The organism is Anaerococcus sp. Marseille-Q5996 (assembly GCF_946893725.1).
GTDB lineage: Bacteria > Bacillota > Clostridia > Tissierellales > Peptoniphilaceae > Anaerococcus > Anaerococcus martiniensis.
In genome coordinates, this window is record NZ_CAMPPE010000002.1 from 182865 (window position 1) to 202568 (window position 19704).

Below are 19704 nucleotides of genomic sequence, written 5' to 3' on the forward strand. Positions count from 1 at the left end.
TAATGAAAATTTATTTAGTAAGACATGGATTTACCCAATCAAATAGGGCTAGAACTGAATCATTTGAAGATAGCAAATTAAACAAAAGTGGTTTTAATGTCCTAGTTAATACTAGAAGAAATCTTGAAAAATATAATATTGATAAGGTATACACCTCAGAATTAAAAGATGCTACCCAAACTGCTGATATGCTTGGATACCACGATTACACAATTGATCCTAGATTAAATGAGTTGGACTTTGGTGAATATAGCGGTCAATTGTTAGAAGAAATCAACGAACACTATGAGGGTGTTTTAAAAAATGAAGATGACATTTTCAATGTAAAATATCCTGGAAATGAGAGCCGTAATGATATTATAAAAAGGGTAGGCGATTTTCTAGATGAGCTAGTTGAAAAGGATGAAAATGCTCTGTGCATTAGCCACTCATTAACTATAAAATCAGCCCTATTTTGGATTTTAAAAAATAAATCTGATTGGGATAGTTTTTGGATAGAAAATGGATCAGTAACCATTTTTGATATAAAGGATGGCAAAAAACTTATCAAGGGTGTAAATATAGTTTAATTTTTTAAAACAAGGTCTTATGGCCTTGTTTTTTTCTTTATGAGTTTTAAGATATAATAGTATGAAAGGAGAGAATAATGAGAATAATTTTAGTTAGACATGGTTTAAGTGAAGCAAATATTTCGAAATTTTATTCCTTAGAAGATACTATTTTGCACGAAAGTGGATTTAGTGTATTAAATAATACAAGAAGAAATTTAGAAAAATATGATATAGATGAAGTTTATGTATCAGAACTAAAAAGAAGCCAGCAAACTGCAGAAAGGCTTGGATATACAGATTACATAATCGACAGTCGTATTAATGAACTTGATTTTGGAGAATTTAAGGGCAAGTTTTTTGATGATATTAGGGCAAGTGAAATTGAGTTTATTGAAAAGCAAAAAAAAGACCTATTTAATTTAAGGTACCCTGGTGGAGAGTCTATCAACGATGTCATAAAAAGAACTAGTGAATTCTTTGAAGAAAAATCAAGGAATAATAAAAATATCCTTTGCATAAGCCACGGCATGGCCATCAAATCTTCTTTATTTTGGCTACTCAAAGATAAGGAAAATTGGGAAAGATTTTGGCTAGAAAATGGGTCTATTACAGTATTTAGGATTGAAGAAGATAGAAAAATTATAGAAAGTGTAAATCTTTTATGAAATTTATCCACCTAGCTGACGCTCACCTAGCGGATAAGTCTTGTTTTAATAATGATATGGGATCTATGATTAGGAAAAAATCTTGGGAATCTTTTCATAATATTTTTATGGCAAATAAAGATGTAGACTTTGCTCTAATAGCAGGAGACTTATTTGAAAGACTGTTTTTTTCACCCAAAGATTTTGATAAACTTTTTGATATTTTTAAAAACTTTGGCAAAGATATTTACTATGTTAGTGGAAATCATGATTATTTTGATGATTATAATACTATTTTCTTAAATAATAAGCCGAATAACCTCCATATATTTACCGAAGAAAACCTATCCCTATTTGAAAAAGAAAATCTTAGAGTTTATGGACTATCATATAAGGACCGCATCTATAAAAATGATTTTCCTTATGATTTAATATTGGATGATAAATTTTTTAATATACTACTTGTCCATGGTGACATCAGTCCAAATCCTACAAATTACTTAGACTTAGATCCATTAAAGTTAAATAAAATAGCCTTTGACTACATCGCCCTTGGACACATACATAAGGCTTCAAATATTAATAATATTTACTATCCAGGTAGCATAGAGCCCCATGATTTTACTGATATATATGACTATGGATATATCCGCTACGATGATGGTAAAATCAACCACATTGATTCATCACTTTTAAGTTTTAATAGTCTAGATATATATCCAAATGATTTTAAATCTGAGGCTGAAATATTAGATTTTATCAATCAAAAACTTAGTAATAAGATAAATTTTTTAAGGATAAATCTCAAAGAAGAATCAGAAATTGATTATAAGAACTTAAAGAAAAAAATAAATGCTGAATATGTGGAAATAAATGAAGCCTACGATAAGGATTTATTTAATCTAGGAGATTTATATCCAAATTCCCTTTTAAGCAAATTTGACAAGCAATTTGAAAATGCTGATGATCAAATAAGCATGCTTGCTAGACAAGTTGGCCTAGAGGCAATATTAAGGAGTAAAAAATGACTATATATATTAAAAAGCTCCATATAATTTCATTTGGCCAGTTTGAAAATACAAGTATTGATTTTACTGAAAGTTTTAACCTAATATATGGCAAAAATGAATCTGGGAAATCAACTATTGCAAGCTTTATAGAGGGACTTCTTTACGGTTTTGATGATGGTAACCGTGTCCGCCACTTTAACAAAAAACAAGAAATCTATAGACCTTTAAACTCTTATAAGTATGCAGGTTTTGGGTTTTTTAACAAAAATGGCAGAAATTATAGAATCAGCCGCAATTTTGATAATGGTGAATACGAAATATTTGATCTAAATAATAATGAAGTGGTTGATGCAAAGGCTATTAACCTAAATTATCCAGGAGAATTTTTACTAGATATACCCTACGAAATATATAAAAATATCATCTCTAACTACCAGGCACAGGAGTCATCTGATATGGCAAGGGCAAAAATTGTTGAGCTAATTACCAATCGAGATGACTACAATTTTTCAGCAAGTGATGCTATAAATATTTTAGATAGCAAACTTTCTGAAATCGGAACAAACCGTGCATATACCAAGCCATATGCAAAAACTAAAGCAGAGATAGAAGAGATTTCAGCAGAAATTTTAGAACTAAAAAGTCTTAGAAATGAAACGAATATAGACTTTGCTAAATTATATAGAAACCGCGATGATATTAAAAACAAAACAGAAAAGCTTAAGCAATTAAAAAACACCCGTGATGCTTATAGGGAAAATGTGGCTTATAAAAATCTTGAAGATGAGATTAAGTATAAAAATGAGCTTAATTATGTAGAGGATGAACTTAAAAAATACGATGATTTTATAAATTCTGAAAATTTAGAAAAGAAGGAAAAAACTCAAAACTTATCTGATAAAAAACTTTATAAACACTATGGCTTATATTTTCTAGGTTCCATTTTACTAATCTTTTTTTGGAGATATTTTAAGCAAAATTATCTGCTAGCCATAGCTATAATTTTGCCAATTATGATGATTGCTATTGATAAAAAAGATGCAAATCTTTCAGATAGTGATGATAAAAAGTATAATGATCAGAGATACATCGAATATTTAAGATTGGTTAACGAAAAGGAAAAAATCCAAGAAGTTCTAAGAGTCCTAGAAAATCAAGATAAAACTAGGGATAGGTCAAGTATTAAAGAGATTCAAAAGCTTGATATTAAGGATACTGAAGCTAAGATAAAAAAACTAGAAAATGACCTAGAAGACTTAAGAAATAATAATATTTACTTGGAAAGAAAACTAGCAAGTGCTGAAAATGAGCTAAACAATGAGGTGGACTTGGTAGATAGGCTAAATACTTTAGAGAAAAATCTAAATGATATGGAAAATCAAATAAAAGCCATAAATCTTGCCAAAGATAAGATTATAGAAATAAGCCAAAGTTCTAATACCGACAGGAAAGAATTTGATAGAAAAATATCAGATTTAATTTCTACTATAAGCAAGGATAGATATAGGAATATTTCTTATGATACTGAACTTAATCCAAGTATCATAACAAACACTGGCGAATCTCTAAGTATAGATAAACTTTCAACTGGATTTTATGATCAAATTAACTTTGCCCTTAAATTTTTGATAAATGAAAATAAACTAGATAATTTTATTATTTTCGATGATGCATTTATAAACTATGATTTAGAAAGACTGAGATCAGCCTTGTTCTTTTTGCTTGATTTAGCAAATGATAGGCAAATTATATATCTTACTTGCCATAATCGAGAAGAAGAGGTTTTAAAAAATGAAAACATCGAATTTAATATGATTGATTTGGAGGAAATATGATTTTTGCCCTAGCTGACTTGCATCTTGATTATACAGGGGAAAAGAGCATGGAAGTCTTCGGTTTAAATTGGGAAAATTATCAGGACCGTATTTTTAATAATTGGAACGATGTTGTAGGATCTGGTGATACAGTTCTAATTCCAGGGGATATTTCCTGGGCCATGGACTTAGATCATGCAGCCATTGATCTAAAAAAAATAGATGAGCTAAATGGCAGAAAAATCCTAATGAAAGGCAACCACGATTATTGGTGGACCTCTTTAAATAAAATCAATAATTTGGGTCTAGATTCCGTGGATTTTTTACAAAACAATTCTTTTAATATTGATGGATACGATATCTGCGGGACACGAGGATGGATACCAAGAGACCATAAGGATTTTACTGACCATGATGAAAAAATTTTCACCCGTGAACTAATGAGATTAGGTAATTCATTAAGGGCAAGCGGGGATAATAAAAAAATTATCATGCTTCATTATCCGCCAATTAACCAGGATAAAACATTTAATGAGTTTTATGATATTTGCTTAGATAATAATGTAGAATATTTAATCTATGGTCACCTACATGGTATTGGCCATAATCTTATTAAAGAAGGAAAATTTGAAGGCATAGACATCAAATGCGTAGCAGGTGATTATATAAATTTTACACCGGTGAGGATAGTATAAATGCAAAGAGAAATTGAAGTAAAAGTATTAAATATAAATCCAAAAGAAATTGAAGAAAAATTAAATAATTTAGGTGGGAAAAAAATCTCCCATGAGTTCCAAAAAAATTACACTTTTGCCCCAAAAGAAGGAGAATTTGAACACGGATATTTAAGAATTCGTGAAACAGAAATTGATGGAGAAAAACAATATATAGAGCTTACCTTTAAACGAGTTGAAAGTGATAATGACTTTAGGGTAAATAACGAATACACAGTTAATATTGATTCTGTATCTATGATGATTAAAATTCTGGAAGAAATTGGTATAAATTTAGAATACGAGGGAGAGAAAGAACGTATTTCTTACTCATATAAGGGCCAAAGATTTGATATCGATATTTGGGATAAAAAAACTTATCCAGACCCATATATGGAGATAGAATTTACAAATGGGGATATGATGGATGAGATATTAGCTGATCTAAATATTGACAAAAAAAACGTAAGTACTGAATCTATTACAGAACTTAGGTCAAAATTAAATATGTAAAAACTTGACTAAAAGAAATATTTCGTGTAATATCTTTAAGGATTAAAGGAGAGTATAAATGATTAGCATTAAAAATTTATTGACATCAGAAGAACTTTTTAAAGACGATATATACGAAATAGTTGATTTAGCAAATGAAATTATTAAGAGTCCACTAGATTTTTCTCATATGTGTGAGGGGAAAATTTTAGGGACTCTTTTTTTTGAACCTTCAACTAGGACTAGACTTTCATTTGAATCAGCTATGATTAGGCTTGGTGGATCTGTGGTTGGATTTTCCGATGCAAATGTATCTTCATCTACAAAAGGTGAGAGTTTGCAAGATACGGTGAGAACAGTTAGCCAATATGCAGATATCATTGCCATGCGCCATCCGCAAGAAGGTGCGGCATACTTAGCATCATTAACTGCAGATTGTCCTATAATAAATGCTGGTGATGGGGGACACCAACATCCTACACAAACTCTAACAGATGTATTAACCATTAGCCAATACAAGGACTCTTTAGAAAATCATACTATTGGTCTAGTAGGAGATTTAAAATACGGAAGAACTGTGCATTCGCTTTTAAAGGTTATGAATTTATTTGATAATAATAACTTTATTCTAATCTCCCCAGAAGAATTAAAATTACCTCAATATGTAAAGGAAGATGTATTTAAAGATAAGCAAAACTATATCGAAACAACCAACCTAGATGAGGTTATGGATAAAGTTGATATTCTTTATATGACTCGTATCCAAAAGGAAAGATTCTTTTCAATGAGCCAATACACAAGACTTAAAGATTCGTATATCCTAGATAAGGCAAAACTTAAAAGAGCTAAAGAATATATGATTATTATGCACCCACTTCCAAGGGTAAATGAAATTGCAACAGAAGTAGACAAAGATCCAAGAGCTGTTTACTTCAATCAAGTAAAATACGGCATGTATATAAGAATGGCTCTTATTGTGAAATTATTGGAGGCGAATAATGCTTGAGATTACAAGTTTAAAAAACGGAATAGTTATTGACCACGTTAAGCCAGGAAATGGAATAAAAATATTTGAACTACTAGGACTCGCTGATCTTGATGATCAAGTAGCCTTAATATTAAATGCTGAGTCATCAAATATGGGCAGAAAAGACATAATCAAAGTGGAAAACCACCAAGATTTAGACCTAGATATAGTATCTATTATAGATCCTACTGCTACTGTAAATATTATCGAAAACGAAGAAGTAGTAGAAAAAAAGGTCTTGGAATTACCAGAAGTTATAGAAAATATTCTTACCTGCCAAAATCCAAAATGTATTTCAACCTCAGAAAGATCAGTAACATCAAAATTCATCCTTATTAACCCTGAAGAAACAAAATACAAATGTGCCTACTGTGATCACATTTATGATGTGGAAGAATAATGAAACAGATATTTAAAAATTGCTATGCCTTTGATGATGTAAAGATTTCAAAAAAACCAATCTATGTTGAAGATGGAATAATTGTTGAGGCATTTAAAGAAAATGAAGCTGATCAAGTAATTGATTGTGAAAACTTAACCCTAGTCCCATCCTTTGTAGATATGCACGTACATTTTAGAGATCCAGGATTTACTTACAAAGAAGACTTAGAAACAGGATCTCACTCAGCCCTTGCAGGTGGCTATACTTCTGTACTTTTAATGGGAAATACAAAACCAACTGTATCTAGTCCAGATATTTATAATGACATTATAAAGCGTGGAAAAGAATTAGATTTAATTGATATTGACCAAGTATATACTATTACTGAAAATTTTGATGGTAAAACACTAGACCACCTAGATTATATGCCAGAATCTGTAAAATATATTTCAGATGATGGGCATGGAGTAAATGATGATATGGTTATGTATAAGGCTATGGAAAAAGCAAAAGAACTAGGCGTTGTTATGACCCTACATGAAGAAGTTGATGAAGTTTCTGATGTGGATTATGAAATTGCAGAAGATGCTATGACCCTTCGTGATTGTTACTATGCTTATAAATTAAATTGCCCTGTACATTTTTCTCACGTTTCAACCAAGGGTGCTATCACGGCTATAAAATACTTTAAAGATTTAGGTGCACCAATTACTTGCGAAGTTACTCCTCACCACTTATTATTAGCTGATAAAGGACGCGAAGAAGTAAAAGTAAATCCACCTATAAGAAAAGAAGAGGATAGAAAAACTTTAATAGAAATGATTAAAAATGGTACTGTAGATGCAATATCCACAGACCATGCTCCTCATAGTAAGGAAGATAAGGGAAAAGGTGCACCAGGTTTTATTGGTATAGAAACTGCTTTTTCAACTTGCTATGAAGTTTTAGTAAAATCGGGTGAAATTTCTTTAAACGATTTGATAAAAATAATGGCAACAAATCCTTCAAAATTATTGGGGTTAAATAAAGGAAAACTTGAAGTAGGATATGAAGCAGACTTTACCTTAATAGACCTAGATGAATCTTATATTTATAAAGAAGAAGATATAAAATCAAAATCAAAAAATTCTTTATTTATAGATCAAGAACTTTTTGGCAAGGTTAAAAAAGTTTATAAGAAAGGTGTCCTAAAATATGCAGATAATAGATAGATTATATAAAGAAGTGGAAGAAAAGGGATTTGTCTGTGTAGGCCTTGACACTTCCCTCGATTACATACCAGAAAAAAATAAGGAAAGTAAAAGCATTCATGAGGCTATCTTTGATTTCAATAAAGAAATTATAGATGCTACTTGTGACATAACAGCCATCTATAAGCTTCAAATAGCCTATTATGAGTCTTACGGTATTGAAGGAATGCTTGCTTATAGGGATACTCTAGCATATCTAAAAGAAGAAGATTTATTATCCATAGGTGATATTAAAAGATCAGATATAGCAGCATCTGCAAGTCAATATGCCAAAGCCCACTTTGAGGGAGATTTTGAAACAGAATTTATAACCCTAAATCCATATATGGGAATGGACTCAATTGAGCCTTATGAAGAATATTTAGCAAGTGGTAAAAAAGGAGTTTTTGTCTTACTAAGAACATCAAATCCTGGGGCAAACGACTTTGAAGTCTTAAAAACAGATGGAGAAGAATTGTTCTTTAAAGTAGGAGATAAATTACAAGAGCTAAATGAAAAATATATAGGAGAATCCGGTTATGGTCCAGTAGGCTTTGTAGTAGGAGCAACCCATACCAAAGAAGTTGAAGAAATTAGAGAAAGATATAAAAATAATTTCTTTTTAATTCCAGGTTTTGGTGCCCAAGGAGCAGATAGCTTAAATGTTTATAAACTTTTAAATGACAATAACGGTGGAGTGGTTAATAATTCCCGTGGCGTATTAAAAGCTTATATGAACTACGAAGATGGGGCAGATAATATTGGTAAATACGCTAGAGAAGCTGTTTTAAAAACCAGAGAGGATATTTTAAAAAATGAAGACCTATAAAAATGGTGTGATTACAGAAAATATTGAAATAGCTCCTAGTATTTGGAAAATGAAAGTCGATATAGGTTTAAAGGCAAAATCTGGCCAATTTTTTATGTTTAGAACAGAAAGTTTTAGAAACGAGCCACTTTTATCTCGTCCTTTTGGAGTTTGCGATCAAGACGATGAAGAGCTTACATTTTTATACCAAGTGGTAGGTGCAGGCACTGAAATTATGGCAGGACTCACTCCAGGCCATAAGGTAAAGCTTTTAGGTCCTTTAGGCAGAGGATTTGATATTGACCTTGCTAAGGATAAAAAAGTTGCTGTAGTAGCTGGAGGAATAGGTATAGCACCACTTTTAGATTTAGTAAAAAATTTACCTCATAAACCAGATTTTTACGCAGGATTTACCTTTGACCCTTACTTTGTAGATGACTTTAGACCCTATGTAAAATCAGTAACTACTACCTCATTTAAAAATGATAAAAAGTTTATCACAGAATATTTAAATCCAGATGACTATGACGTAATTTATGCTTGTGGTCCAAATGGTTTGCTTAAGGCAATTCATGACAAAAATATCAAAGCACACCTACAAGTATCCATGGAAGCGCATATGGCTTGTGGGATTGGAGCATGCCTTGGTTGTACAGTGCCAAGTGCTGATGGAGAATTTTTAAGAGTCTGCAAGGACGGCCCAGTTTTTGATGCAAGGGAGGTTTTTGAATGAATATAGGAGTAGATATTTGTGGTATCCACTTTAAAAACCCAGTTATAGCTGCAAGTGGAACTTTTGGTTTTGGAAAAGAATTTGCAGATTATATAGACTTAAATAAGCTAGGTGGTATTTGTTCTAAAGGCCTTACATTAAATAAAAACTTGGGCAATGCCGGTATAAGAATCCACGAAACCCCATCAGGTATTATGAACTCAATTGGACTTCAAAACCCAGGTATAGAATATTTTGTAAATGAAGAACTTCCATTTTTACTTAGCAAGGATACAGTTACAATTGCAAACCTAGGCGGCCATTCAATAGAAGACTATGTAAAAGGCGCAAGCATCCTAGAAAAAACTGATGTGCCTATGATAGAACTAAATATTTCTTGCCCAAATGTCAAAGAGGGTGGTATGGCCTTTGGTACAAATCCAATTAAGGCCAGTGAAGTCATATCAAAAGTAAAAAAAGAAACTAAAAAACCACTTATAGTAAAACTTTCTCCAAATGTAGGATCTATTTCAGATTTTTCAAAGCTTGCTGAGGATAATGGGGCAGATGCAATTTCATTAGTAAATACCTTTAACGCTATGGCCATAGATATAAATACAAAAGCTCCAGTTTTTGTAAACAAAACTGCAGGTCTATCGGGACCAGCCATAAAACCAATAGCTTTAAGAATGGTTTATGAAGCAGCTCATGCAGTAGATATTCCAGTTATTGGCATGGGTGGAATAATGGATTACAAAGATGCCCTAGAATTTATAATGGCAGGAGCATCTGCTATCCAAGTAGGGACTGCAAATTTTGTAGACTACAATACCATGCTAGATGTTGCTCTAGGTATAGAAAATTACTTACTGGAAAATAATATAGAAGATATAAAAGAAATCACAGGAATTATTTAGGAGAGAATATGGATAAGACTATAGAATTATTAAAAAAATCAGATGCTCTTTTAGAAGGTCACTTCTTACTTTCAAGCGGAAAACACTCTGATAGATACATCCAGTGTGCAAAATTAATCCAACACCCAGAATACTGTAAGGAAGTTTCTGAAATAATTGCAGAAAAATTAAAAGAAGCTAATATTGATGTTGATTTATGTGTAGGACCTGCCATGGGTGGAGTTATTATCTCTTATGAAGTAGCAAAAGTTCTTGGAACAAATGCAATTTTTACAGAAAGAGTAGATAATGAAATGACCTTGCGACGTGGATTTGAAATCACAGAAGGGGCAAGGGTAATTGTAGTAGAAGATGTAATTACCACAGGCAAATCTTCGTTTGAAACTGTAGATGTAATTAGATCATATGGGGCTGAAGTTGTTGCTCTTGCATCTATAGTAAATAGATCAAATAAAGATGAAATAAATGGATTGCCAATAATTTCTGCAAGCAAAATAGACGTAAATACTTATGACGCAGATGACTTACCAGAACACTTAAAAAATACAGAAGCTGTAAAACCTGGGTCAAGAAAAATCATACAATAATTTGCGTATTTATTTCCTAGCTAATATAATTTATAAAAAAGCAAGGATTTAATTTATATATGAAAAATAAAAAAATGACGTCATCAATTTTAAGACTTATTTCCATAACATTTTGCCTAATTATATTAAGTGCAAAAACTGTATTAGCGTCAAAAGATCAAACAAAATCAAATTTATTGAATGGGATAAATAAAATAGATTACGAATCAAGTCTGCTCAAAAAAACTAGGGCAGAAAAATTTTCTAAATTAGAAGATGATTTAAATATTTTTTACGACAAAGGTTCAAGTAAAATTGACTCTAAAAATATGTTTTATGCTCTAAATGTACCAGAATTTACCGAAGAAGAGTATGAAACTGCCTTAGATGGTACTGGTTTAGCTGGACTTGGCAAAGATTTTAAAAATGCGGGAGATACTTATGGAGTAAATCCAATATTGCTAATGGCAATGGCAAAACATGAAACTGGCAATGGAACAAGTGAATTATTTATAAATAAGAATAATTTATTTGGATTTAATGCAGTTGACCATGATCCTTACAATATGGCCACAGATTTTAATACTCCTGCTGATTCCATAAATACAGTAGCAAAACACTTAAAGGAAAATTATTTATCAAGTGAAGGGCCATATTATAATGGTATTTCGACAGATGCCATTGGTATAAATTATGCAACAGACCCAGATTGGTCAAAAAAAGTAAATTGGATGATGATAGAAGTTGCAAACGCAATGATTGAAAATTTTAAAGATGATACAGGAATGTAACCTGTCTTTTTTTAAAATAATAGTGAGGAATTATGGATACAAAATCATTTTTAAAAGGAAGATCAACTAATGCCTATACATTTTTTGGCAACCATAAGAAAAATCAAGGATATATCTTTAGAGTCTATGCGCCAAATGCAAGTAAGGTTGAAATTATTGGAGACTTTAATGATTGGCAGGGACAAAATTTAAGAAGATATAGTAGCGGAGTGTTTTCGACAACTATTAAAAATGCAAAAGAAAATGATAGGTATCAGCATAAAATTTATAATCAATACGGCACAGAAATCATAAAGATAGATCCATTTGCAAGAAAGATTTCACTTGATGAAAATTGTGCTCTTGTTGGCGATAGCGAATATATATTTAAAAATAAAAAAGTAAAAACAAAAGTTAAAAACATCTACCAAGTTCACTTAGGGTCACTTTTTAAGGATGAGGAATTTTCTTTTGATAAATTAATCAATCATTGTAAATCAAATAACTTTGACTGGATTTCTTTCTTACCCTTAGCAGAATACGAAAACTATAAGTCTTATGGATATAAAAACTTGAGTCTTTTTGCTTTTTCTCAAAGATACGGACAAGCAGATAAATTTAAAGAGTTTATAGACCTGGCCCATAAAAATAATATTGGTGTAATAGCAGAATTAGATATTTATGAGTTTGACAATAATAAATTTAGTTTAGACAACTTTGATGGGTCAAATATTTTCGGATATGATTATGAGGATATAAAGTACAATTATTATGGTGGAGTAAATTTTGACCCAAGCAAAAATATAAGTAAATCTTATCTTTTATCTGTAATAAATTATTGGTTAAATGAATTTAATCTTGATGGAATTATGCTAGCTAATATTGAAAATGCAATTTATTGGCAGGGAGATAAAAATAGGGGACTTAATGAGAATTGGATTTTACTACTAAAAGATATTATAGACTTGATTCATAAAAATGATGCTTATGTTCTAGCTAGTTTTAATGGGGTTTATGATTTAGATGTAAATTTTGATTATATATATGACTTAAGTTTTAGAGAAATAATAAGAATAATGCAGAAAGCACCGTTTGATAGGGATAATTATAAAAATATAGTGCAAAAATTAATAATGGCTGATAATAGTAATAAAATACTGGGTTTTACATATGTAGATTCTTACCTTGATGAGGCTAGCCTTGCTATGAAAATGTATGGAGAAGATAAAATCAGTCAATTAAAAAGTCTTTTTACACTTTTATATAGCTTAAATTCTTCTAAAATGCTATTTATGGGGGATGAGCTTGCAGATTTTGAAATTTTTTCAGTATTTAAGCCTAAGAATATAAATTCGGATAATAAGCAGAATCAGGCCTTTAATAAGTTCTATAATGATTTGGTAGATTTTTATAACAATGAATTAAATTTAAATCTATCAAATACCAAGATCTTAGATATTGGCGGATATAGTATTTTCTCCTTTATTAGGGAATTTGAGAACAAGAAATACTTAGTCATTATAAATCTTACTGATATAGAATACAAAATTCAAAGTCCATTTGATTTAGAAGAAACCATTAATTCAGAAAATCTTGATTATGGAGGAAATGGCAATATAAATGGGACAACAATTAAGGGTGATTTTATAAATATAATGCCATTTGCTTCGGCAATTTTTAAAATAAAATAGGATGAGAATTATTTCTCATCCTATTTTTTATTTTTTTGTTAATGTATATTGATTTTCCAAGTTATGTGCTATATTTGTAAATCTTTCTAATATAATTTTTCTAGGAATGATACCAACAAAATATCCGTTTTTGTGGGTAACACATATAAAGTTATGGTTAACAAGCAACCTTAAAACATCTTCCAGATTGTAGTTATCAAATAGAATTGGCACAACTTGGTTCATTACCTTTTTTACTTTGATCTGAGCAAGTCTATCTTCATCAAAAATAGATAAGTCTTCAGTGCTAGTAACTATATATGAAATAGAAATTAGTCCTCTCACCCTGTTTTCTTTATCAAGAACAGGTATAGTTTGGTATCCAGATGAAGATAAAACAAGGATGGCATGGACTAGCGAATCATCTTCGCGAACAATTGCTACATCACTTGCAGGAATCATTATATTTTCGGTAGGTTCTTTAAACATTTTTTCTATATTTTTACCAATCATATTTAGCTCCTTACTAAGATTATAAACTAGTTTTAGATAAAAATAAAGTAAAAAAATACCCCGAGGATAAACCTCGAGGTTATGTAAGCACACCCAGCTTCGAAATAAAAACTCACTAGAGTATCTATATAAATCTAGCTCGTGATAGGTGACCTTGCGGCACACAGAAAGATCTACTTAATGCTGCTACGTTCCCGTCCTGACATGGTTCATAGTTTCCTGTTGCGCAAGACCCAGCAGTCTACACTAGTTTATATAGGCTTGTAGTAAGAAAATATCCCTCGGCTGGGAATTCGACCCTGCTATAGCGATTGCAGGTTACAAGGCATCGCTAGTTCCCCGTCTAGTGCATGGCGGAGAGCATGGGATTTGAACCCATGATACATGAAATATGTATACACGATTTCCAATCGTGCTCCTTCAACCACTCGGACAGCTCTCCATATGATTACATTATTAGACTATACTATGAATTTTTATAAATGCAAAAATATTTGATATGGTATAATAAACTAGAAAGGAATATTATGGCAAGAGCATTATATAGAGAATATAGGCCCAAAACTTTTGACCAAGTTTTAGGCCAAGATAGGGTCACAAATGTCCTTAAAAACCAAGTAAAAACTGGCAAAATTAGCCACGCATACATATTTTCTGGTGAGCGAGGTACGGGGAAAACCTCTTGTGCAAAGATATTTGCAAAGGCAATAAATTGTTTAAATCCTAAAGATGGTTCACCTTGTTTAGAATGTGAAAATTGCAAGGCAATTGAGGAAGAATCTACAATTGATGTTGTGGAAATGGATGCTGCCAGCAATCGTAGGATAGATGACATCAGAAGCTTAAAAGATAATGTCATTTATCCACCAAATAAACTAAAATATAAGGTTTATATTATAGATGAGGCCCACATGATTACTCGCGAAGCATTTAATGCCTTACTTAAAATCATGGAAGAGCCACCAAGCCATCTAGTTTTTATACTGGCAACAACTGAGATAGAAAAAGTGCCACGTACAATCCTATCTCGTGTCCAAAAATTTGAATTTAATAAAATAGATGATTCAAATATCAAAAGTCAAATCAATCAAATCCTAACAGATAGAGAAATATCTATTGATAATGAAGCTATCGATTTGATTATCAAAAAAGCAAATGGAGCTATGCGTGATGCCCTAAGCATACTTGACCAGGTTGTTTCATATGGCGAAAAGTCCTACGACTTATCAAAAGTTGAGAGTTTGCTGGGTGTAGTTGATTTTTATGATGTAGATGGCCTAGCAGGATCAATTATTAATAAAGATGCCAAGGCTAGCTTGAATATTGTATTTAAACTTAGAGAAAATAATAAGAGCAATAAAGATATAATCGATAGTCTGATTTCTTATTTTAATGATATTTTAATTTTAAAATTGACAGCTGATGATACTTACTTTGATAATGGTGAGTACTTAGACTTTCTTACAAAGAGAGTTGAAGAGATAACAGATGTCGAGCTAGGAGATTATTTAGATGTTTTAATAGAATATTCTAATAAGTTAAAACTTACAGAAAATACCGACGTCCTTACAGAAGTTTGTATATTAAGACTTCTAAATTTAAAAAATATAAATAACATAGAATCTAGAATTTCTTATTTAGAAAAAAACACTGGTGATGATATAGTAGATTTGGTTACAAAGATAGTTGATAGTAAACTAGCTAATTTTAATCTAAATTCCACAGATAGGATAACACAAACTAGCAAAGAAATCGAAAAACCAATAGATCCAGAATTAAATCAAAAAGTAGAAAATAAAAATATAGAAGTAGAATATGAAAAAGAAGAAGTTTTTGATAAGGCAAATGATAAAAATGAATTATCATCAGTAGATGAAGAAAAAATCAAAACTATGCTCACAAAAACAGCAGGTGGTGTAATGAATGGACTATTTGCTGATGAAGGATTTAACTATAATATAAATCAGAATAACTTTATTTTCTATATCAAAGATGATTTTTATAAAATCTTTATAGAAACTAAAATAAATGAAATAGAAGCTAATTTAAAAGAAATACTAGCAGCTGATTATAGTTTTACTATTGATTCATTTGATAATATGAATAATAATATAAGTAAAACTGAAAATCAAATAGAGGAAAAAAAAACTGAAGATCACTCAGAAAAACTGATGGAAATCTTTGGTAATGAATTAATTATAGAATAGGAGAAAATTATGGCAAGAGGCGGATTCCCAGGTGGGGGAAATATGAACAATATGATGAAACAAGTTAAAAAGATGCAAGCAGAGATGGAAAAAGCTCAGCAAGACATCGAAGAAAAAGAATTTGATTCAACTTCAGGTGGTGGAGTTGTCACTGCAACTGTAAATGGAAAAAAAGAGCTAGTTGGACTAAAAATTGATGAAGATGTAATAGACCCAGAAGATAGCGAAATGCTAGAAGATTTAATAATTGCAGCAGTAAATGATGCACTTAAAAAAGCTGATGAATACAGTGGAGAAAAAATGGGCAAACTTACAGGTGGGCTAAACATCCCTGGATTTATGTAATGGCAATTTTTCCAGAATCTTTAAATAACCTAATAGGAGAATTTCAAAAACTTCCTACTATTGGCCGAAAATCTGCCGAAAGACTTGCAATGAATATTGTAGAACGTGATGAAGTTGATATAAATGATTTTTCTAAGGCCTTGATGGAAGTAAAAGAAAAGATTCATAAATGTGAGATTTGTGGAAATCTTACAGAGCAAGAGATTTGTGATGTCTGCAAAGATATTACCCGTGATGAAGATTTTATATGTGTAGTTGAGGATGTAAAGGACCTAATAGCTATAGAAAAATCTGGGGCCTTTCATGGTAAATATCATGTACTTGGTGGATTAATAGCTCCATCAGAAGGCATAGGACCAGATGAGCTCAACATCGATAAACTCCTAAAAAGAATAGATGATGAAGGTATAAATGAAATAATCCTAGCAATTTCTTCAACTATAGAAGGAGAAACTACCACACTATTTTTAACCAGTCTTTTAAATGAAAAAGACGTGAGAGTATCAAAAATAGCCCAAGGAATTCCTGTCGGATCAAATCTAGAATACTTTGATCAGCTTACCCTAGAGCGAGCAATAGAGGATAGGAGGGAAATCCGTGACTAAATTTAGTAAATTTATGTTGGCACTATCCATTTTTGCCCTTGTAACAAGTTGTGGCAAAAAGGAAGAAGTAATTGAATATGATACACAAGTAGTTGAAGTAGAGCAAGAAAAAACAGTAAAAAAAGAACTAAACATCAAAGCTACAAGCTTTGCATCAAAAAATGTATTAGAAAATATCAAAAACTCTTCTGATATATCCTATATCATTGCTTCAAACCCAAACTATGCACAGATTGAGCAAGGAGAATTTGACATTGCTGTAGTTCCAGGCTATCTCGGACCATATTTTTATGAGAAAACAAATCAAAATATAGAAATTGCAGCTATTACACTTCTTGATAATATCCATATAGTAGCAGATAAAAATATTACAAATCAAAATGATTTAAGGGGCAAAACTCTATTAATACCAGATCCAGCTGGTAACCTATCAAAAGCTATAGACAAGAAAATAGGACCACTAAATTTCGTTTTAAGATTAAAACTAGAATATTATAAAAATATGGATGATATAGTTGAAAAAATGTCAAAAAGTTCAAACTTCATGACATTATTAACAGATCCTTATTTTTCTAAAGTTACAGATAAAAGATACTATGATTCAGATCTCGCAAGTATACTTCCAATTTCAAAAGGGGAATTTGTTAGCGAAATAATTATAGCAAATAAAGATTATCTAAAAAACAATAGAGACGAGTTTGATAAGTTTTTAGAAGACTATAAAGAAGCTACACAAAAACTAGAAGAAACTGACTTTGATATAGAAATATCTGATGAGATTTTAAAAGAATATGACATCTCAGAAGAAAAAGCACAAATGGCATTAAAAAAATCCCATCCAGTATTTATAGATGGAGACAAGATGGAAGATACTTATAAAATGTTCCTTGAAAAATTAAAAGAAATTGATCAATCACTAGTTGGAGAAAATATACCATCCGACGATTTGTATTATCAAAAGTAAGGAAAAAATTAAGAGCCCAAAGGGCTCTTTTTTTATACCAAATTTTATACATACTAATTTGTTATAAAATTTGTAACTTTATATGTTTTAAACACTAAGTTTTTAACGCTTAAAACTTTATTATGGTGGAGATGATGGGAGTCGAACCCATGTCCGTGGAAGTCTCCTTATTAACCTCTACAAGCTTAGTAAGTTTAGAAAATTCGCATAAAAACCAGTAAACTTACAAATAATTTTTATGCTAGCTTCATCTTACTGAATATACCTCAAAGCTTTGGTATATTAGTTGCCACTAAAATTATGAAACAAATTGTAAGTTCGTGGCAAACCTACAATTCATTGCTACCAGATTCTTAGGCAGCTAGTGCGAAGTTAGCTTCGCTATTGTTGTTTGCGTTTATATTTAAACTGTAGATTTACGTTCCACACTCGACTTGCTATTAATAATTCCTCGACCACGTCGAAACCATGGCATCCCCAGGTAACTTATACTATACTTGTCCATTATCATATTGTCAAAGTAGCTAGGATTTTGTAAAATATAATTTAAGAAAAGGTTTTTTTAACATTTTATATTTTATTTAGGGTATTAATATATTATAACAATCAAGTCTTTTGTGAAGGAGGGCATATGAGAAATTCGAACAAAACAGCAGCAATGCTTTTAGCTGGTGGACAAGGATCTAGACTAAAAGCATTAACAAAAGATATGGCAAAACCAGTTGTTCCTTTTGGCGGAAAATACAGAATCATAGATTTTGCATTAAGTAATTCAACTAATTCAGAAATTAAAGATATTGGTGTCTTAACTCAATATAAACCACAACTATTAAATCGCCACTTGGGTATAGGTGCGGCTTGGGATTATGATAGAAATAATGGAGGTCTTAGAATACTTTCTCCTTACTATACAGAAGAAGGTGGAAAATGGTTTGAAGGTACTGCTAGTGCCATTTATGAAAATATAAACTACCTAGACTTAGTAAATCCAGAATACGTCTTAATATTATCTGGTGATCATATTTACAAAATGGACTATAGAGAACTACTTGATATACATAAGGCAAAGGGTGCTGATGCTACAATTGCAGTTATGGAAGTTGATTGGGATGAAGCAAGTAGATTTGGAATTATGAATACTGATGAAGATGGTAGAATAACTGAATTTGAAGAAAAACCAGATAATCCAAAATCAAATCTTGCATCAATGGGAATTTACGTATTTAACTGGAAAGTTTTAAGAAAAACTCTTATAGAAGATAACGAAAATCCAGATTCTTCCAATGACTTTGGTAAGGACATAATCCCTAAAATGCTTGCTGAGGGTGAACCACTTTATGTCTATAAATTTGATGGATATTGGAAGGATGTTGGTACAGTAAGAAGCTATTGGCAAGCAAACCTAGATCTAATAGATCCAAATAATGAATTAGGAATATATGATGAAGATTGGAAAATTTATACAACTAGCTTAAATTTACCACCACATAGAATTGGGCCAAATGGCAAACTCAATGATGCCTTGGTAAATGAAGCCTGTGTAATCGACGGGTCAGTTAATAACTCGGTTTTATTTTCAAACGTAAGTATTGAAGAAGGGGCAGAGGTTTATAATTCAGTCTTATTAAATGGTTCAAAAGTAAAAGCTGGATGTAAAATTTATAATTGTGTAGTAGCTGAAGATATAGAAATTACAGAAGATATAGGTGATGAAAATACTGATAAAGTATATCTAGTAAGTTCTGAAGGCATTGGGGAGGAATAA

The 19704-nt window shown here is 31.2% G+C and carries 21 protein-coding genes, 1 tRNA gene and 2 other RNA genes; 20 read left to right on the forward strand and 4 right to left on the reverse strand.

The annotated features are described in order from the left end of the window. Positions 1–2 precede the first annotated feature (2 nt). From OC526_RS03360 to OC526_RS03430, 15 genes are all read left to right on the forward strand, one after another. Positions 3–569, forward strand: a complete 567-nt coding sequence (locus OC526_RS03360; protein WP_262122179.1) for a histidine phosphatase family protein — start codon at positions 3–5, stop codon at positions 567–569. A 77-nt stretch (positions 570–646) separates the two neighbouring features. Then, positions 647–1216 carry a histidine phosphatase family protein gene (locus OC526_RS03365; RefSeq protein WP_262122180.1) on the forward strand — a complete coding sequence of 190 codons (570 nt, stop codon included), beginning with the start codon at positions 647–649 and terminating at the stop codon, positions 1214–1216. Next, entirely contained in the window at positions 1213–2223 is a 1011-nt protein-coding gene (locus OC526_RS03370; RefSeq protein ID WP_262122181.1) for an exonuclease SbcCD subunit D, read from the forward strand. The genes OC526_RS03365 and OC526_RS03370 overlap by 4 nt, the downstream gene beginning before the upstream one ends. Further along, the gene (locus tag OC526_RS03375) at positions 2220–4040 is read left to right on the forward strand and encodes an ATP-binding protein (protein ID WP_262122182.1); all 1821 of its coding nucleotides are present in this window, start codon (positions 2220–2222) and stop codon (positions 4038–4040) included. The genes OC526_RS03370 and OC526_RS03375 overlap by 4 nt, the downstream gene beginning before the upstream one ends. Beyond that, positions 4037–4714, forward strand: a complete 678-nt coding sequence (locus OC526_RS03380; protein WP_262122183.1) for a metallophosphoesterase — start codon at positions 4037–4039, stop codon at positions 4712–4714. Before OC526_RS03375 ends, OC526_RS03380 begins: the two co-directional genes overlap by 4 nt. Then, on the forward strand, positions 4715–5245 hold the full coding sequence (locus tag OC526_RS03385; RefSeq protein WP_262122184.1) for a class IV adenylate cyclase: 531 nt from the start codon (positions 4715–4717) through the stop codon (positions 5243–5245). Between the two features lie 58 nt (positions 5246–5303). Beyond that, positions 5304–6230 carry an aspartate carbamoyltransferase gene (pyrB, locus tag OC526_RS03390; RefSeq protein ID WP_262122185.1) on the forward strand — a complete coding sequence of 309 codons (927 nt, stop codon included), beginning with the start codon at positions 5304–5306 and terminating at the stop codon, positions 6228–6230. Continuing rightward, positions 6223–6651, forward strand: a complete 429-nt coding sequence (locus OC526_RS03395) for an aspartate carbamoyltransferase regulatory subunit (protein ID WP_262122186.1) — start codon at positions 6223–6225, stop codon at positions 6649–6651. The genes pyrB and OC526_RS03395 overlap by 8 nt, the downstream gene beginning before the upstream one ends. Next, positions 6651–7844 carry a dihydroorotase gene (locus OC526_RS03400; RefSeq protein WP_262122187.1) on the forward strand — a complete coding sequence of 398 codons (1194 nt, stop codon included), beginning with the start codon at positions 6651–6653 and terminating at the stop codon, positions 7842–7844. Before OC526_RS03395 ends, OC526_RS03400 begins: the two co-directional genes overlap by 1 nt. Beyond that, positions 7828–8691, forward strand: a complete 864-nt coding sequence (gene pyrF, locus OC526_RS03405; protein WP_262122188.1) for an orotidine-5'-phosphate decarboxylase — start codon at positions 7828–7830, stop codon at positions 8689–8691. The genes OC526_RS03400 and pyrF overlap by 17 nt, the downstream gene beginning before the upstream one ends. Continuing rightward, positions 8678–9403 carry a dihydroorotate dehydrogenase electron transfer subunit gene (locus OC526_RS03410; RefSeq protein WP_262122189.1) on the forward strand — a complete coding sequence of 242 codons (726 nt, stop codon included), beginning with the start codon at positions 8678–8680 and terminating at the stop codon, positions 9401–9403. The genes pyrF and OC526_RS03410 overlap by 14 nt, the downstream gene beginning before the upstream one ends. Then, positions 9400–10299: a dihydroorotate dehydrogenase gene (locus OC526_RS03415; protein ID WP_262122190.1), complete on the forward strand. Its 900-nt coding sequence runs from the start codon at positions 9400–9402 to the stop codon at positions 10297–10299. The genes OC526_RS03410 and OC526_RS03415 overlap by 4 nt, the downstream gene beginning before the upstream one ends. A gap of 8 nt (positions 10300–10307) precedes the next feature. After that, positions 10308–10886 (forward strand): orotate phosphoribosyltransferase, encoded by a 579-nt coding sequence (pyrE, locus tag OC526_RS03420; RefSeq protein ID WP_262122191.1) that lies wholly within the window; start codon positions 10308–10310, stop codon positions 10884–10886. A 59-nt stretch (positions 10887–10945) separates the two neighbouring features. Further along, positions 10946–11656 carry a glucosaminidase domain-containing protein gene (locus tag OC526_RS03425; protein WP_262122192.1) on the forward strand — a complete coding sequence of 237 codons (711 nt, stop codon included), beginning with the start codon at positions 10946–10948 and terminating at the stop codon, positions 11654–11656. A gap of 32 nt (positions 11657–11688) precedes the next feature. Then, complete coding sequence (locus OC526_RS03430) at positions 11689–13326, forward strand: GlgB N-terminal domain-containing protein (RefSeq protein ID WP_262122193.1); 1638 nt, start codon at positions 11689–11691, stop codon at positions 13324–13326. Between the two features lie 27 nt (positions 13327–13353). Here the strand turns inward: OC526_RS03430 and cbpB are convergent, their stop codons facing one another. From cbpB to OC526_RS03445, 3 genes are all read right to left on the reverse strand, one after another. Then, entirely contained in the window at positions 13354–13818 is a 465-nt protein-coding gene (gene cbpB / locus OC526_RS03435; protein WP_262122194.1) for a cyclic-di-AMP-binding protein CbpB, read from the reverse strand. Positions 13819–13903: 85 nt separating this feature from the next. Then, positions 13904–14170: signal recognition particle sRNA large type (gene ffs / locus OC526_RS03440), an RNA gene on the reverse strand. Next, positions 14170–14260 (reverse strand) — tRNA-Ser (locus OC526_RS03445). The genes ffs and OC526_RS03445 overlap by 1 nt, the downstream gene beginning before the upstream one ends. 85 nt (positions 14261–14345) lie before the next feature. On the opposite strand from OC526_RS03445, the gene dnaX reads away from it, so the two are divergent. The 4 genes from dnaX to OC526_RS03465 are packed head-to-tail and all read left to right on the forward strand — an operon-like array spanning position 14346 to position 17939. Next, positions 14346–16025, forward strand: a complete 1680-nt coding sequence (gene dnaX, locus OC526_RS03450; RefSeq protein ID WP_262122195.1) for a DNA polymerase III subunit gamma/tau — start codon at positions 14346–14348, stop codon at positions 16023–16025. A 9-nt stretch (positions 16026–16034) separates the two neighbouring features. After that, positions 16035–16370, forward strand: a complete 336-nt coding sequence (locus OC526_RS03455) for a YbaB/EbfC family nucleoid-associated protein (RefSeq protein WP_262122196.1) — start codon at positions 16035–16037, stop codon at positions 16368–16370. Then, complete coding sequence (gene recR / locus OC526_RS03460) at positions 16370–16975, forward strand: recombination mediator RecR (RefSeq protein ID WP_262122197.1); 606 nt, start codon at positions 16370–16372, stop codon at positions 16973–16975. Before OC526_RS03455 ends, recR begins: the two co-directional genes overlap by 1 nt. Continuing rightward, complete coding sequence (locus tag OC526_RS03465; RefSeq protein WP_262122198.1) at positions 16968–17939, forward strand: hypothetical protein; 972 nt, start codon at positions 16968–16970, stop codon at positions 17937–17939. Before recR ends, OC526_RS03465 begins: the two co-directional genes overlap by 8 nt. 123 nt (positions 17940–18062) lie before the next feature. Here the strand turns inward: OC526_RS03465 and ssrA are convergent. Beyond that, positions 18063–18418, reverse strand: a transfer-messenger RNA (tmRNA) gene (gene ssrA, locus OC526_RS03470). A 152-nt stretch (positions 18419–18570) separates the two neighbouring features. Here ssrA and OC526_RS03475 point away from each other — a divergent pair. Continuing rightward, the gene (locus OC526_RS03475; protein ID WP_262122199.1) at positions 18571–19704 is read left to right on the forward strand and encodes a glucose-1-phosphate adenylyltransferase; all 1134 of its coding nucleotides are present in this window, start codon (positions 18571–18573) and stop codon (positions 19702–19704) included.

Excerpts from the sequence above, each read along its gene's own strand:
- OC526_RS03365 (WP_262122180.1), top strand. The coding sequence starts at position 647 with ATGAGAATAATTTTAGTTAGACATGGTTTAAGTGAAGCAAATATTTCG.
- pyrB (WP_262122185.1), top strand. The coding sequence starts at position 5,304 with ATGATTAGCATTAAAAATTTATTGACATCAGAAGAACTTTTTAAAGAC.
- OC526_RS03410 (WP_262122189.1), top strand. The coding sequence starts at position 8,678 with ATGAAGACCTATAAAAATGGTGTGATTACAGAAAATATTGAAATAGCT.
- OC526_RS03430 (WP_262122193.1), top strand. The coding sequence starts at position 11,689 with ATGGATACAAAATCATTTTTAAAAGGAAGATCAACTAATGCCTATACA.
- OC526_RS03455 (WP_262122196.1), top strand. The coding sequence starts at position 16,035 with ATGGCAAGAGGCGGATTCCCAGGTGGGGGAAATATGAACAATATGATG.
- OC526_RS03425 (WP_262122192.1), top strand. The coding sequence starts at position 10,946 with ATGAAAAATAAAAAAATGACGTCATCAATTTTAAGACTTATTTCCATA.
- OC526_RS03400 (WP_262122187.1), top strand. The coding sequence starts at position 6,651 with ATGAAACAGATATTTAAAAATTGCTATGCCTTTGATGATGTAAAGATT.
- dnaX (WP_262122195.1), top strand. The coding sequence starts at position 14,346 with ATGGCAAGAGCATTATATAGAGAATATAGGCCCAAAACTTTTGACCAA.
- OC526_RS03475 (WP_262122199.1), top strand. The coding sequence starts at position 18,571 with ATGAGAAATTCGAACAAAACAGCAGCAATGCTTTTAGCTGGTGGACAA.
- OC526_RS03375 (WP_262122182.1), top strand. The coding sequence starts at position 2,220 with ATGACTATATATATTAAAAAGCTCCATATAATTTCATTTGGCCAGTTT.
- OC526_RS03415 (WP_262122190.1), top strand. The coding sequence starts at position 9,400 with ATGAATATAGGAGTAGATATTTGTGGTATCCACTTTAAAAACCCAGTT.
- OC526_RS03370 (WP_262122181.1), top strand. The coding sequence starts at position 1,213 with ATGAAATTTATCCACCTAGCTGACGCTCACCTAGCGGATAAGTCTTGT.
- pyrF (WP_262122188.1), top strand. The coding sequence starts at position 7,828 with ATGCAGATAATAGATAGATTATATAAAGAAGTGGAAGAAAAGGGATTT.
- pyrE (WP_262122191.1), top strand. The coding sequence starts at position 10,308 with ATGGATAAGACTATAGAATTATTAAAAAAATCAGATGCTCTTTTAGAA.
- cbpB (WP_262122194.1), bottom strand. The coding sequence starts at position 13,818 with ATGATTGGTAAAAATATAGAAAAAATGTTTAAAGAACCTACCGAAAAT.
- OC526_RS03380 (WP_262122183.1), top strand. The coding sequence starts at position 4,037 with ATGATTTTTGCCCTAGCTGACTTGCATCTTGATTATACAGGGGAAAAG.
- OC526_RS03395 (WP_262122186.1), top strand. The coding sequence starts at position 6,223 with ATGCTTGAGATTACAAGTTTAAAAAACGGAATAGTTATTGACCACGTT.
- OC526_RS03385 (WP_262122184.1), top strand. The coding sequence starts at position 4,715 with ATGCAAAGAGAAATTGAAGTAAAAGTATTAAATATAAATCCAAAAGAA.
- recR (WP_262122197.1), top strand. The coding sequence starts at position 16,370 with ATGGCAATTTTTCCAGAATCTTTAAATAACCTAATAGGAGAATTTCAA.
- OC526_RS03360 (WP_262122179.1), top strand. The coding sequence starts at position 3 with ATGAAAATTTATTTAGTAAGACATGGATTTACCCAATCAAATAGGGCT.